The sequence below is a fragment of the Collinsella sp. TM05-38 genome (assembly GCF_003466445.1).
In the GTDB taxonomy this organism is placed as follows: Bacteria; Actinomycetota; Coriobacteriia; order Coriobacteriales; family Coriobacteriaceae; genus Collinsella.
The window spans coordinates 41298-55003 of sequence record NZ_QSPM01000016.1; the positions used below are offsets into that span (position 1 = coordinate 41298).

Sequence of the window (13706 nt, forward strand, 5' to 3'; positions counted from 1 at the left end):
TCGTGGCGGGCGCTGCTCTGAGAAGCTCGATGGGTTGTCTCGTTAGGTAAATAATTGTGCGTGGTGGTATCGTTGCTGTGGGTTTAATTCGATGTGAAAGGGTGACTTTGGTGTCCAAGATGGATTCTACGCTCTCCTATATTACTGACCAGTTGAAGGCGCTTACCTCGATTGCTTCGCCTACGGGCTATACCCGTGCGGCGACTGATTATCTAATGGAAACGTTGCGCGATATGGGCTTTGGCCCTGAGCGTTCCAATAAGGGCAACGTGCTGGTTGAGCTTGGCGGCGAGGGTGAGCCGCTGGTGTTGGCCAGCCATGTCGACACCCTGGGCGCCATGGTGCGCTCCATTAAGGACAATGGTCGCCTGCGCCCTACGACCCTCGGCGGGCATCAGTGGTCTACGGCCGATGGCGAGAACTGTACCGTCTACACACGCGACGGCAATGTCTACACGGGTGTGGTCCTCAATACCGAGCCTTCGGCGCATGTGGCCGATGAGCCGGTCAAGACCATCGAGAAGAACATGGAAATCCTGCTCGACGAGAACGTTGACAGCAAGGACGATGTGCTCGAGCTGGGTATTCAGACCGGTGACATCATCGCTATGGATCCGCGTACCACGGTGACGGAGAGCGGCTACATTAAGAGCCGCTTCTTGGACGACAAGCTGTCGGCCTCCATTTTGCTGGGCTTGGCGCGTGCCGTCGCCGCTGGCGAGGTGACGCTCTCGCGCAAGGTGTCGCTGCTCTTTACCGTGTACGAGGAGGTCGGTCACGGCGGTGCCTTTGTGCCAGCCGACACGCGCGAGATGATCAGCGTGGACATGGGCTGCGTGGGCGACGACCTGGGCTGCACCGAGCGCATGGTTTCGATTTGCGCCAAGGATTCGGGTGGCCCCTACAACTACGATCTGGTGACCACGCTGTCCAATATCGCGCGCGAGCTGGAGCTCGATTACGCCATCGACGTGTACCCGCATTACGGTTCGGACGTCGAGGCCACGCTCTCGGCCGGCTACGACATTCGCCATGGTCTGATCGGCCCCGGCGTGTACGCGAGTCACAACTACGAGCGCAGCCACATCGACGGCGTGCGCAATACCTACGAGCTCGTTCGCGCCTACGTTCAGCGCTAGGGGAGCAGCTTGCGACTCGGCTGACCAATCGCTAAGGCCCGATTTCTCGGGCCTTTTTTCGCTTTGGGTCGTTTAGTATTATGATGTCTGTAATCTATTAACTAAACGTGTAAATTACTTAACGAGGTGATGCGGTGTATGGATACGTCTGAGTACTTGTCTATGGTTGATGCTGCCCGCCTGTTGGGCGTTACGAAAGCCCGCATATCTCAACTTGCCGCATCGGGAACGCTCGCGTGCGATATTGTGGGCGGCCGGAAGATGATCGAGTACAATTCTGCGATCGCCTATCAAAAGGTCCGCAAACGAGGGCGCCGTTCTGCAGCCGATGTGGGACGCAAGTTTACGCTGATGTCGGCCGACCATGAGGTCGCGCATGTCTCATTTGATCCGACGCGCGAGTTTCCCTTCGAAATCGCCGAGGTCCTCGATGCGCAACGAATGCCGTTTGGCACATGCTCGAGCTCTTCTCCAACGGTGAATAAGCGGGAGCTCAACGCGTGGTGGGGGCATCGGTCGGTACCCGATGTTCGCCCCGGGCTTATCTCGCGCTACCGAGAGTTAGGGATCGTCAACGGCACTGAGGTGCCGGTTCAGTGCCTGGGCCTCTCGCTTTCGGATTGCTATTGGCTGCGGCCGACCGATTGCGACGGGCTCGAATGGCGAAACATCAATTACTTTGAGAACGAATTTGAGCGATCGGCGCCCGAGGGGCGTTCGGGTTGGCTGGAAGGCATCGGTCTTAAAAATCCCGACAACACATCCGAGGGCGAGCTTCCTAAATCGTGGATGATTCGCAACGGTGTTCGCGTCCTGGTCAAGGGGTGCGGCATGGACGATCAACGTCCCTTTAACGAGGCGGTTGCAACGGCTCTACATCGTCGCTTGCTGTCAGAGGGTGAGTTTGTTCCCTATGCGGTTGAGCGGATGTTCGATGGCCCTGTGTGTTTGTGCGACGACTTTCTTGACGGCCGCGAGGAATATGTTCCGGCTGTTTACGTTAAGAACGCTCTTGGCGGTCAGCGAGGAAACTCGACGTACGACCGGTACTGCCGCTTCCTTGGTAAGCATGGAGCAGACGAGGCTGCCGTGAGAAGGTCTATGTCGCAGATGATCGTTTGCGATGCCCTTTTGGCCAACAGTGATCGCCATTGGCGAAACTTCGGCATCATCCGCAATGTCGACACCCTGGAGATAAAACCTGCACCGCTGTTCGATAGCGGCAACTGTCTGTGGTATAACGTGCCAACTGCCGTGCTCTCAGCTGGGGAGTTTGGGTTTTCCGCTAAGCCGTTTGGGCCCGACCCTTTCGTCCAGCTGGCGCTTGCGGACTCGCTCGATTGGTTCGATTCATCGCGGCTCAACGGATTTGTTGATGAGGCAATCGAGATTCTTTCGCAGAGCGAATGGGCGACGGCGGAGGATCGACTCGAGGCCATTTGCCGCGGCCTCGAGCGTCGCGTAATCGAGGTTGGTGCCGCTGTTGAGGTACTTCGACACGTGCGGCGATAAACCAGCGGCTACTTAAGTGCGCCGGTTACGGTACCACCGCCCAGGACGATGTCGCCGCGATAGACTACAACGGCCTGGCCGGGGGCGATGGCTCGCTGCGGCTCGTCAAAAGTTAGCAGTATTTTCCCGTCTTCGTCACGCGTGAGGGTCGCTGCCTGGTCTTTCTGACGGTAGCGGTACTTGGCACCTACACGAATGCCGCCGGCGTCGAGCTCGGCCTCCATGCGCGTGTCCGGCGCGCTCCAGATCCACTCATCGGCAGTTAGCGCCGAGGCGGTTAGGTCCTCGGCTTCGCCCAGATGCACGGTGTTGCTGGCGGCGTCGACGCCCGTTACATACACCGGATGCGCCATCGCGACACCCAGGCCTTTGCGCTGGCCGATGGTGTAGCGCAGCGCGCCGTTATGGCGTCCGACCACGCTGCCGTCGCGCCACACAATGTCGCCCGGTGCAGCGGCATGTCCGCAGCGGCGCTCGATATAGCCCGCGTAGTCGCCGTCCGGGATAAAGCAGATGTCCTCGCTCTCGGCCTTCTTGGCGTTGATGAAGCCCTGCTCGGCGGCAATGCGGCGTACGTCGCGCTCCTTGTCCAGCCCTGCCAGCGGAAAGATTGTGCGTGCCAGGCGCTCCTGCGTAAGCGAATACAAAAAGTAGCTCTGGTCCTTTTTGGGATCTTCGCCGCGATGTAGCTGCCAGGTGCTGTCTGCCGCCTGGCTTGTTTTGGCGTAATGGCCCGTGGCGATGTAGTCGCAGCCCATATCCAGCGCCGCATCGAGCAGCGCGCCAAACTTAATATGGCGGTTGCAGATGATGCACGGGTTGGGCGTCAACCCCTCCTGGTAGGCGGTCACGAAGCGCTCGATAACATTGCGGTCGAAGGTCTGCTGCAGGTCGAGCACATAGTGGGGTATCCCCAGGCGCTTGGCGACGGCCTTTGCATCGGCGATGTCGCGGTCGACCTTACTCATGCCCGTGGCGGGGTCGGGTGTGGGACAGGTAAGGCGCATGGTGGCGCCGACGCATTCGTAGCCCTGGCGTTTGAGCAGATAGGCAGTCACGCTGGAATCGACGCCGCCGCTCATGGCGACGAGCACGCGCTTGTTGTGCATGGGGAGGTTCTCCTTGGTGGCATGTGGCCAAAAAAGAAAAGCGGCGCGGGAGGCTGGTTCCGCGCCGCAGACATTGTAGCAAGTTCGGACGTCTCGTGGGACACCCTGATGGGATGGGCTCAGGCTGCCGGGAGAGAGGAGACCGGTTCGTCCTGGGCTCAACCTATGGGCGACGGGCCCTAGTCCTGGAAGAGTGCCGTGGACAGGTAGCGCTCACCGGTATCGGCGAGTAGCGCCACGATGGTCTTGCCCTCGTTCTCGGGGCGCTTGGCCAGCTGCAGTGCGGCCCACACGGCGGCGCCGGACGAAATACCCACGAGCACGCCCTCCTTGTGGCCCACGGCGCGGCCGGTGGCAAAGGCGTCGTCGTTCTCGACGGGGATGATCTCGTCATAGATCTGGGTGTCGAGGACGTCGGGCACAAAGCCGGCGCCGATACCCTGGATCTTGTGTGGGCCGGCCTGGCCCTTAGAGAGCACCGGGGAGGTAGCGGGCTCGACGGCGACGACCTGAATCTCGGGGTTCTGCTCTTTGAGGAACTCGCCCACGCCGGTCACGGTGCCGCCGGTGCCAACGCCGGCGACGAAGATGTCAACCTTGCCGTCGGTGTCATCCCAGATCTCGGGGCCGGTTGTGGCCTTGTGGATGGCGGGGTTGGCGGGGTTTACAAACTGACCGGCGATGATGCTGTTGGGAGTCTCCTTCTGCAGCTCCTCGGCTTTGGCGATGGCGCCCTTCATGCCCTTGGAGCCGTCGGTGAGCACGAGCTTTGCGCCGTATGCCTGCATAAGCTTGCGACGCTCGACGGACATGGTCTCGGGCATGGTGATGATCACCTTGTAGCCGCGGGCCGCCGCCACCGAGGCGATGCCGACGCCGGTGTTACCGCTCGTGGGCTCGATGATGGTGTAGTCGCCGCCGCGCACGAGCTTGCCGGCCTTCTCGGCCTCGTCAATCATGTTTTTGGCGACACGGTCTTTGACGGAGCCGGCGGGGTTGAAGTACTCGAGCTTGACGAGCACGCGGGCCTTGAGGTCCTCGTCGGCCTCAAAGTGGGTAAGCTCCAAAAGCGGGGTGTGGCCGATAAGCTGATCGATGGACGTGTAAACCTTGCTCATGGTGAACCTCCAAAGTGTTCAAATGACTGGATACCGTGTGGTTTTACGGTGTATGTAACAGCAAAACCTACAAACCCAATAGGTTGTTCGTTTAGCTGTTGGGAAGCATAGTAGACAGCAAAGCCTAGTAATGCAATAGGAATTTATGAATTATTGCGAGTCGATTAACCATCTTGACGGGATGGGTATTTTCAAAGCCAATTTTTCGGCTAGAATTTCTACGGATTAAATGACCGAAAGGCAGCAATATATATGTTGGTTTCCACAAAGGGCAGGTATGCCCTGCGCGTTATGGTCGACCTGGCAGAGCACCAGGCGGCCGGCCGCATCCCGCTCAAAGAGATTGCGGCGCGACAGGGGATTTCGGAGAAATATCTGGAGAACATTCTTGCCACACTCGTACGCGCCAATATGCTCTCGGGCATGCGCGGCAAGGGCGGCGGCTACGTGCTCACGCGCCCTCCCGAGCAGTACACGGTGGGCGAGATTCTGCGCCTGACCGAGGGTAGTCTGGCGCCGGTCGCCTGCCTGGATGGTGACTGCAAAGGCTGCTCGCGATCTGATGAGTGCCCCACGCTCGACGTGTGGAAGAACCTGGACAAGCTCATCAACGACTACCTCGACGGTGTGACACTCGATCAACTTGTCGCTCCCAACGAAGGCTACGACTACGTCATCTAACCCACACCTTCCATTTGGGGACGGGGTAGAAATGGTAGATTTCTTTACCCTCTGAGGCTCGATAAAGAAGAAGGCCGTCCATCGTTTCGATGGGCGGCCTTCATTTTGGCGTGTTGTGGCGATCCGTATCGGTTCGCTCTAGTTCTTGGCGATGCTGTCGAGAATGCTGCGCATGATGGATACCAAGATGCTGCCCATAAACGCCGATCCAAAGCTGGCGATGGAGATGCCCGCGCCCAGCAGATTCACCGATAGGTAGCTGGCGAGCTCGAGCATAAGGCTGTTGACGACAAGCTGGAAAATGCCCAGCGTAATGATGGTGAGCGGCAGCGAGATGACCGTCAGGAACGGTTTGACGAGCGAATCGACGATATTGAGGAACAGTCCTACGAAGGCGAAACAGACCCAGGCCTCGGCAAAGCCGAAGGGTTGGATGCCGGGGACGAGGAACGTGGCGATCGCGATAGCGATCGAGGTGAAGAGCCAGTTAAGCATAAAGCGCATGGCGTGAATCCTTTCTTGCGCCGGGGTTGCTGGCGTCGCGTGAAGCGGCTTGCGGCGGCGACCTGGATGGTTGCGCGGGTGCGCCGCGGTGTTTGGGCGCCCATTGTCTCAAATATTCGTGGAGCTTGCGTGCGCATTCGGTTTCAAAACGGCGTTCGACCTAAAAAACGTGCCGCTGACAGAGAGTCTTGTCGCTTTAGTTTGGTGGTGTGCTAAACTGCTACGGGCAAAAGCCACAGGCGTTGCCCTATTGCATAGAACGGGCGAACGATGCCCGATGTTAGTATCAACTTCGATGCCTTTTGGCGGGTTTGGCGGTAATCGATGAATATCGAGAACATGTTTGACAAGCCTGATGTCAAGCAGCTAGTCCACGCATTTAGCCTTTTGGACGACGAGAAAGATATCCAAGCGTTTTTGACCGATATCTGCACGCCGCGTGAGATTTGCGATCTTTCTCAGCGTTTGCAGGTGGCGCGCTATCTGGACGAGGGCGAGCCCTATGTCGAGGTCCAGGCCCGCACCGGCGCTTCGTCCACCACAGTGAGCCGCGTGTCCAAGGCACTCAACGGCGAGTACGGCGGCTACCGCAAGATCCTCATCAAGCTGGAGGATGGCGAGTAGGCTAGCGACAAAAACGAATTGCGCAGAACCGTCCCTTCGGGGGCGGTTTTTATATGCCCGCAATCGGCTGGTGCGTTGGGGTCAGGTTGCTTCGTACCAAAAGATGGAGCTGCGGTGGCAATGTGTCCGCTTGGGCGGGTAGGATGGATACATTGATTATTGCGAACGGTTTGAGTGGAGGACCATGCCTGTTCGAATCTATACCACCAACGCCGGCGCGGATTTGAGCGATGCCGAGGCGGCGCTGCTCGCCGACCTGGTTGCCCGCCACGGGCGTGCCGTTTTGCTGGTGCCTACGTTTGCCGAGCTCGATCTGTGCCGTCATGATGCGGCGGAAGCTGGGGTTTCACTGGGTATCGATTACAAGACCCCTTCGTCGTGGCTCCGTTCGCTGTGGGAGCTTATGGGCGATGGCCGTAGCTTTGTGGATAACCTTCAGTGCCAGATGCTGTTCTCGGACATGATCGACCGCCGCGATGACGCTGCTCTGCAGCCGCTCTCGCGCAGCCAGGGCACGGTGCGCATGCTTGCGCGTATGGCCCGCGATGTGTTGCCGGGCGTGGCGGGGGCGGGCGACGAACGCTGCCGCGATGCCGCCGCTCAGCCCGAGCCCAAAAGCGACGCCGAGGCCCGCGTTTTCGAGCTTTTGCGTGCCTACGCGGGTGGTTTGGACCGTCGAAATATGATCGAGCCCTGCGAGGCGGCTGACATTATGGCCGGTGCCCTGGCCGATAACCTGCCGGGGTGCGCCCGTGCCGTTTGCGTGCGCGGCGTCACGTCATTTACGTATAGCTTGCTCGAGCTGCTGTCCGCCGTGGCAAACAACGGGGGAGAGGTCGTCGTGCTGCTTGCCCGCGAGCAGGCGGCGACGCGCGAGGAGCTTGCCGCGGCATTTGATGCCCGCGGTGTGCTGTTTGAGATCGCGCCGCTGGACGAGGATGCCGGCGCGTCTGATGCCGCTTGCGGGACCGCCGCTCAGCCTGCCTTTATTGAGGTCGCCGGCCCCCATGCCCGTGCTCATGTCTATGCGGACGCAATTGATGATCTGGTAAAAGCGTGCCAGGGTTCCGAGGCCGACGGCGCCGCGACGAACGCCGACCCCGCACGCGTGCTCGTCGTTTCTGCCCGGGCACCCCAGCTGTTCGGTGAGCTCGCCTCTCGTCTGGCGGCTCGTCGTATCGCTGCTGAGACAACTGAGTTCACGGCGTTTTCCCAGTCCATCGCGGGCAGGCAGCTTACGGCGCTTGCCGGCCTGATCGAGCGCATGAAGGCCGCCGACGAGGGCATCGCCTCTAAGACCGAGTGGTGGCCCGCGCCGGAGCTTACCGACTGGATTTACAGTCCGCTTTCGGGTGCCGATGCCGCCAGCGCGCTCACGTTCGATAAGAATATGCGTCTCTCGCGCAGCAAGACTACCGCGGGCGTTAAGAGCCTGCTGCAGAGCATTCAGGGCCAGGTGAGGGGCGCGCGTAAGGCGGCGAGCGACGAAAACTGGTTTAAGAATGTGCCGTGTGTGGTCTCGGACGTGTTCCAGGCGCTGTGGCGTGACAAGCCCGTGACGGCGCTCAAGGCCATGCTTGCCGTTGCCGAGGCGTTGCCCGATCGCTCGCTGGGCAGCTTGGATGGCCAAGCCCGTCGCCAGGCGGAGGTGGCCCTGCTGCGCCATGTCATCGACATCCTTATGAACGATGCTCGCGCGCTCGACGTGTCGCAGGCCGCGACCGTGCCCGTGCTCGATGGCGTTCGCACCAAGGTGGACAAGCGTAGCACCGCCTACGATTACGAGACTTACGAGGTTGACCGTGCGCCACGTGCTCAGGTTCGGTTTGCTTCGCTTGCCGATGCGTCGGTTCTGCGTCCTGGCTGCTACGATGCCGTGCTGTTTGCCGATGTCGACCTGGACAGCTACCCGCTTTCGCACGAAGAGGGCCCGCTTGCTACGTTGACGGCCGAGCTGCGCCGCGACGGCGTGTCTTTGGAGCCCGCCGCCCTGCTGCGCGTGCGCTTTTGCCGTGCAATGCAGGCGGCGAGCGGTCCGGTCGCGCTCGCCCGCGTGACGCACGATCGCCAGGCACGCGAGTGCTACCCGGCAGCCGTATGGACCGAGCTGCGGGCGTATGCCGAGGCCGCTGGTGCCGCCAAGGTTGCGTGCGTGGGCGAGGGCGGTATCGTCGCCGATTTTGATCCGGCGGCCGGCGAGGGTATCGAGTGCAAGCGTGTTGCGTGCGAGGCTCCTCAGCATTTGAGTGATGCGGCTGTGCCGTACCTGGTCCTGTGCCGCCGCGATGGCGAGGGCGAGGACGCGCCGCTCGTGCCGCGCCTGACGTCCGCCTCGCAGATTGAGGCGTACTCGACGTGCCCGCTGTGTTGGTTCGTGTCGTATCGCGTGAAGCCCCAGTCCATCGACGCGGGCTTTGGCAACATGGAGAAGGGCAACTTTGTCCACGATGTTCTGGAGCGCCTGCACGCCCGTCTGCCCCAAGAGGGCATGGAGCGCGTGACGCCCATGAATCTGCCGCGTGCACAGGAGCTGCTACACGAGGTCTTTGACGAGACCTTGGCCGAGCATGCCTCCAAGCGTGGCAACGAGGGCCCGCTCGTGCCGCTCTCTCCGGTGGAGGAGCGCCAGGTGGCCGAGATTCTGCCGCAGCTGGAGGGAGTGCTTGCCTACGAGTCCGAGGCGCTCGCCCCCTTTGCCCCGCGTTACCTGGAGTTCGCCTTTAACGAGCTCAAAGTCGAGTATGCCGGCTGGCCGCTTGGCGGGCGCATCGACCGCGTGGACGTGGACGCCGAGAATCGTGCCGTGGTGATCGACTACAAGCATCGCACGGGCGTTGAGGAGTTTAAGCTCGCCGACCCTACGGTGCGCGACGAGGAATCGGGCGAGGCCGCCATCGACGACCCACGGTGGCTACCGCCCCATACCCAGACGCTTATCTATGCGCAGGCCATGCGCCGGGCGCTGGATTTGGACACCCGCGCGGCGCTCTACTTTTCGACCAAGGGCGGCAAGCCGGCGTTGCGCGGCGCCGCGAGCGCCGAGCTGCTCGAGGAAGAGCGCGGCGACGGTCGCATCCCAGGCCTCAAGAAAGGTTTCCCCGGCGAGGGTGGCAGCATGGACTTCGACGCCCTGCTCGATCGCGTGGAGGCCGGCATCGCCGAGCGCCTGCGGGAGCTCGAGGCAGGCAACGTTGCCGCCGTCGACCCGACGTCGGCTCAGGCCGCGCATGCGCGCTGCTCGTATAACCACGAAGGAACGTTTGTAAGGAGGGACGTGTAGACCATGGATCTTTCGACTTTGATGCCGCAACAGCTGCAGATTGTCAAAACGCTCGACCGTCCGCTGTTTGTCTCGGCGGGCGCCGGTTCGGGCAAGACCTTTACCCTCACGCGCCGCATCGTCTACGCGCTCTCGCCCGAATCCGGTCCGTTCGTTGAGCATCTGGACCAGGTGCTCGCCATTACCTTTACCAAAGATGCCGCGGCCGAGATCCGTGACCGCGTGCGCCGCGCGCTCATCGACGAGGGCATGGACGAGGAGGCCCTGACCGTCGACGATGCATGGATCTCGACCATTCACGGCATGTGCTCGCGTATCCTGCGCGCACACGCGTTGGAGCTGGGCATCGATCCCGAGTTCACGGTACTCACCGATACCGACGAGCTTATGGATCAGGCTGTTGAGCATGTGCTGGCCCGCGCGACGGCGCCCGATGCCGCCCCCGAGCTCGCGGCATCGCTCAAGGCCCTCTACGCCTGGTATCCCATGGCGGGCGAGGGCGGCCCTTTTGGCGCCGGCACCACCATCAAGGGCCTGGTGCGCGAGCTGCTGGAGCTCTCGAGCCAGCTGCCGGGCGGCATGGACGACGTGCGCGTGGCACACGGTCATGCCGACACTTCGGCCCTTGCCGATGCCTATCGTGCGGCGCTGGGCGCAAGCAAGGCCGCGACCGAGAAAGCGCAGGTGGCGCTCGATGCCATCGATGCGTTCGAGGCGAGCGGCAAGACCATGGCGGATGCGGCGCGACTCATGATGTCGTGCACCATGCCTCGGGCGAGCAAGGCATTCCCTAAGGAGCAGGTGGAGCTGCTCAAGGCGGAGGCTGCCGATGCGTTTATCAATATCGTGCTCGCCTGCGGTGGTCCGGCGCTCGATGCGCTGGTGGGGCTTGCTCGTGCTGTGGAGGCGGAGTACCGCGCGCTCAAGGCTGACCAGTCCGCGCTCGATAACAACGACCTGCTCCGCATGGCATACGAGGCGCTGCGCGATTATCCCGCCATTCGAGCCGCCTACGAGGGCCGCTTTAAGATGGTCATGATCGACGAGTTCCAAGATACCGACCAGATGCAGGTCGATCTGATTCGCTATTTGACGGGTGCGGGCGAGCGCGCGCTGTGCACGGTGGGCGATGCGCAGCAGTCGATCTATCGCTTCCGCGGCGCCGAGGTCGAGGTGTTTCGCCGCCAGGAGCGCAAGGTGGGCCTGTCTGCTGCGCCTGAGACCTCCGTCGCATCCGATGCCCCTGCCGGCGAGCTCGTCAAGCTCGTGCGCAACTTCCGCAGTCATGACGAGGTGCTGCGCTATGTGGCACGCGTCTTTGACGGCGATACCGGTGGTTTGATGCAGGGGTTCTTGGATCTTGAGCCGAGTGACGATCGCGAGGACAAGCTCAAGGCAAAGGCTTCGCGCCGCCAGGCGCTGCTCGTTGCCGGCGGCAGCACCCAGGAGCGAACGCAGGCGAAAGCTCGTGCGATTGCGGAGCGGTTCCAAGCGCTCGTTAAAGCGGGCCAGCCCCAGGGCGGCATGGTGCTGCTACTGGGCCGCATGACCAACGCCGACGTCTACGCCCAGGCCTTCCGCGACCAGGGGCTCGACTGCGTTATCGCGGGCGGCTCGGTCTTTGCCCAAGCTGCCGAGGTGCAGACGGTGCGCGCCCTGGTTTGTGCGCTCGCCAACCCGGCCGATACGGCGCAGGGCCTTATGCCGCTGCTGGCATCGCCGATGTTTGCGCTGGGCGCCCAGGAGTTCCTGGCGCTGGCGACCAAGCTGGACGACCAGACGGGGGAGACCTCGCGCCGCAACATCGATGCGGGCATCATGAGCGATTCCGATGTGCCCGGCTTGCAGGGCTTGCCACTGGTGACGCGCGCCCGCGAGGTACTGCGGTATGCGCTTCGTCGTGTGGGTCGCGATTCGTTCGCCTCCATCGCGCGCGACGTGGTCAACGCCTCCGGCTGGTTTGTGCGTCTAGCGCAGCGCGGCCCCGAGGGCAAGGCCATCGCCGCCAACGTGCTCAAGGCGCTCGATGCCGTGACCGAGGCGGAGGCCGAGTTCGGCAATTCTCCGCGCTCCATTGCGCTTGCCTTCAATCGCTTCCTGGCGGGCAAGGAGGCCCCAGGCGCCCTCAACGAGGAGGGCGACGGCGCGGTGCGCATCATGACGGTGCACGCCTCCAAGGGTCTGGAATATCCGGTCGTGGCGGTCGCCGAGTGCTTTGGCGTGCGTAAGTCCTCGGGCGCGGCACAGATGGGTCGCGTCGAGGGCGGAGCGCAGGTCGTGGCGCTGCCGGCACGCTTCGACGGCGTTAAGCTTGCGGACGGAACCTTTGTGAAGGGCGATGACGTCAAAAAGCAGTTTGAGCATGCGTTTAAGGGTAAGGGCACGTCGCTATGGTTGCCGCCGGAGCTCATGGAGGACGTCTGTGCGACGGGTTCTCCCGCCGAGGCATTTGCTCGCCTGCGCAACGACGACCTGCAGCTTTCGCTCGAGGAGCGGGCCCGCTTGCTCTATGTCGCCATGACGCGTGCACGCGAGCTGGTCATTCTGGCAATGGATGCCGGCGTGAGCCGTGGCAAGGTGGCGGCGCCGACCTTCGATGTCGAGACCGATCTGACCTACGACGTACTGCGCCGTATTTTGCCGACCGACGCGCAGGCCTTGCCGCAGCTCGATGCCGACCGCCTGGTGTTCGACAACTCCCAGCCGGGCGACTACGAGCTCATTTCGCTTTCGGACTTTACCTTTGGCGAGCAGGCTTTTGAGGCTAACGCTTCGCTGGATGCCGAGGGCAGGCTTGTTCGTGGCGATGCGGAGCCGGAGGGTGCCGGTGCAGATGCCCGCGCCGCCGTTCCCGGTCCTGCCGACCCCGAGCCCGATTCGTTTGAGCTCGTGTATCCCCAGGCGGTGGGCGTGCGCATGGGCACCTGCCCGTTCCCGGCGCGTGACTCGTATAGCTACTCATCGATCGCCGCGGCCCTGCATGCCGAGGCGGAAGATCGTGCCGCCGAGACGCGTGTGCCCATGGACGAGGCCGGCGATGATGAAGACTCGGATGGCTCGGAGATGACCGATGCGGACGTGGTTGCTGCCGAGCCCCTCGGCAATCCCATGGCCTTGGGCTCGGCGTTCCATGCTGCCTGCCAGTGGCTCATCGAGATGGGCGCCAATGAACTGCCCGCCGCGCGCGCCGATGCGCTGGCGCGCCTGTGGTGCCTGACGCCGGAGCAGCGCGAGCGTTTTGACATTGCCCTGAATCGCTGGCTCAGGTCGGCGGTCCGTGCCGAGCTGCTTGCCTGGCCGTGCGTCCGTGCCGAGGTACCGTTCTTCTCGCTGGGCTGCGAGGACGAGGACATTGCCCGCTACGGCACGTATGCCGAGGGCGCCATCGATGCGTTGGCAACGAACCCGGCGGATTCGTCACGCGCGCTGGTCATCGACTACAAGACGGGCGGCACACCGGATGAGACGCCGGAACAGCTGCAGGAGAAGCACGCCCTGCAGGCGCGCGTCTACGCCGATGTGTTGCACAAGGCGGGCTTTGAGGCCGTGACCGTCAAGTTCGTCCGCGTGGAACAGCCGGATCCAACCATCTTCGTCGAACCCGCCGAACCTCAAGTAGTCACCTACAATCTTTAGCCCTCAACAGCGTGCGGTGGAATCCCTCCCGATTCCACCGCAGCTCAGGGGTAGCTAATTTAGGACGGGGCTATTTTAGCTACCCTTTGACTGACGGCGAATG

The 13706-nt window shown here is 62.2% G+C and carries 9 protein-coding genes; 6 read left to right on the forward strand and 3 right to left on the reverse strand.

Annotated elements, in window-relative coordinates; all coding sequences use genetic code 11:
* Nucleotides 1-119 precede the first annotated feature (119 nt).
* A complete protein-coding gene (locus DXD49_RS08745; RefSeq protein WP_117635086.1) occupies nucleotides 120-1139 on the forward strand; it encodes a M42 family metallopeptidase in 1020 nt (339 codons plus the stop codon).
* Nucleotides 1140-1277: 138 nt separating this feature from the next.
* A complete protein-coding gene (locus tag DXD49_RS08750; RefSeq protein WP_117794758.1) occupies nucleotides 1278-2651 on the forward strand; it encodes a DNA-binding protein in 1374 nt (457 codons plus the stop codon).
* Nucleotides 2652-2659: 8 nt separating this feature from the next.
* On the opposite strand, the gene mnmA is transcribed toward DXD49_RS08750, so the two are convergent.
* Both mnmA and cysK read right to left on the reverse strand, forming a co-directional pair.
* The gene (gene mnmA / locus DXD49_RS08755) at nucleotides 2660-3922 is read right to left on the reverse strand and encodes a tRNA 2-thiouridine(34) synthase MnmA (RefSeq protein WP_255413643.1); all 1263 of its coding nucleotides are present in this window, start codon (nucleotides 3920-3922) and stop codon (nucleotides 2660-2662) included.
* Nucleotides 3923-3939: 17 nt separating this feature from the next.
* Nucleotides 3940-4878 carry a cysteine synthase A gene (gene cysK / locus DXD49_RS08760; protein WP_117794760.1) on the reverse strand — a complete coding sequence of 313 codons (939 nt, stop codon included), beginning with the start codon at nucleotides 4876-4878 and terminating at the stop codon, nucleotides 3940-3942.
* Between the two features lie 252 nt (nucleotides 4879-5130).
* Here cysK and DXD49_RS08765 point away from each other — a divergent pair, with 252 nt between their 5' ends.
* Nucleotides 5131-5559 carry an Rrf2 family transcriptional regulator gene (locus tag DXD49_RS08765; RefSeq protein WP_089572175.1) on the forward strand — a complete coding sequence of 143 codons (429 nt, stop codon included), beginning with the start codon at nucleotides 5131-5133 and terminating at the stop codon, nucleotides 5557-5559.
* Nucleotides 5560-5697: 138 nt separating this feature from the next.
* Here the strand turns inward: DXD49_RS08765 and DXD49_RS08770 are convergent, their stop codons facing one another.
* On the reverse strand, nucleotides 5698-6063 hold the full coding sequence (locus tag DXD49_RS08770; RefSeq protein ID WP_117734439.1) for a phage holin family protein: 366 nt from the start codon (nucleotides 6061-6063) through the stop codon (nucleotides 5698-5700).
* A 324-nt stretch (nucleotides 6064-6387) separates the two neighbouring features.
* Between DXD49_RS08770 and DXD49_RS08775 the strand changes: the two genes are divergently transcribed.
* The 3 genes from DXD49_RS08775 (at nucleotide 6388) to DXD49_RS08785 (ending at nucleotide 13603) form a co-directional block, all read left to right on the forward strand.
* Entirely contained in the window at nucleotides 6388-6687 is a 300-nt protein-coding gene (locus DXD49_RS08775) for a YerC/YecD family TrpR-related protein (RefSeq protein ID WP_022094855.1), read from the forward strand.
* A gap of 184 nt (nucleotides 6688-6871) precedes the next feature.
* On the forward strand, nucleotides 6872-9967 hold the full coding sequence (locus DXD49_RS08780; protein WP_117794761.1) for a PD-(D/E)XK nuclease family protein: 3096 nt from the start codon (nucleotides 6872-6874) through the stop codon (nucleotides 9965-9967).
* Between the two features lie 3 nt (nucleotides 9968-9970).
* Nucleotides 9971-13603 (forward strand): UvrD-helicase domain-containing protein, encoded by a 3633-nt coding sequence (locus DXD49_RS08785; protein ID WP_117763163.1) that lies wholly within the window; start codon nucleotides 9971-9973, stop codon nucleotides 13601-13603.
* Nucleotides 13604-13706: the final 103 nt, after the last annotated feature.

Coding starts and splice junctions, on each gene's coding strand:
- DXD49_RS08770 (WP_117734439.1), bottom strand. CDS start 6,063: ATGCGCTTTATGCTTAACTGGCTCTTCACCTCGATCGCTATCGCGATC.
- DXD49_RS08775 (WP_022094855.1), top strand. CDS start 6,388: ATGAATATCGAGAACATGTTTGACAAGCCTGATGTCAAGCAGCTAGTC.
- DXD49_RS08785 (WP_117763163.1), top strand. CDS start 9,971: ATGGATCTTTCGACTTTGATGCCGCAACAGCTGCAGATTGTCAAAACG.
- DXD49_RS08780 (WP_117794761.1), top strand. CDS start 6,872: ATGCCTGTTCGAATCTATACCACCAACGCCGGCGCGGATTTGAGCGAT.
- DXD49_RS08750 (WP_117794758.1), top strand. CDS start 1,278: ATGGATACGTCTGAGTACTTGTCTATGGTTGATGCTGCCCGCCTGTTG.
- cysK (WP_117794760.1), bottom strand. CDS start 4,878: ATGAGCAAGGTTTACACGTCCATCGATCAGCTTATCGGCCACACCCCG.
- DXD49_RS08765 (WP_089572175.1), top strand. CDS start 5,131: ATGTTGGTTTCCACAAAGGGCAGGTATGCCCTGCGCGTTATGGTCGAC.
- DXD49_RS08745 (WP_117635086.1), top strand. CDS start 120: ATGGATTCTACGCTCTCCTATATTACTGACCAGTTGAAGGCGCTTACC.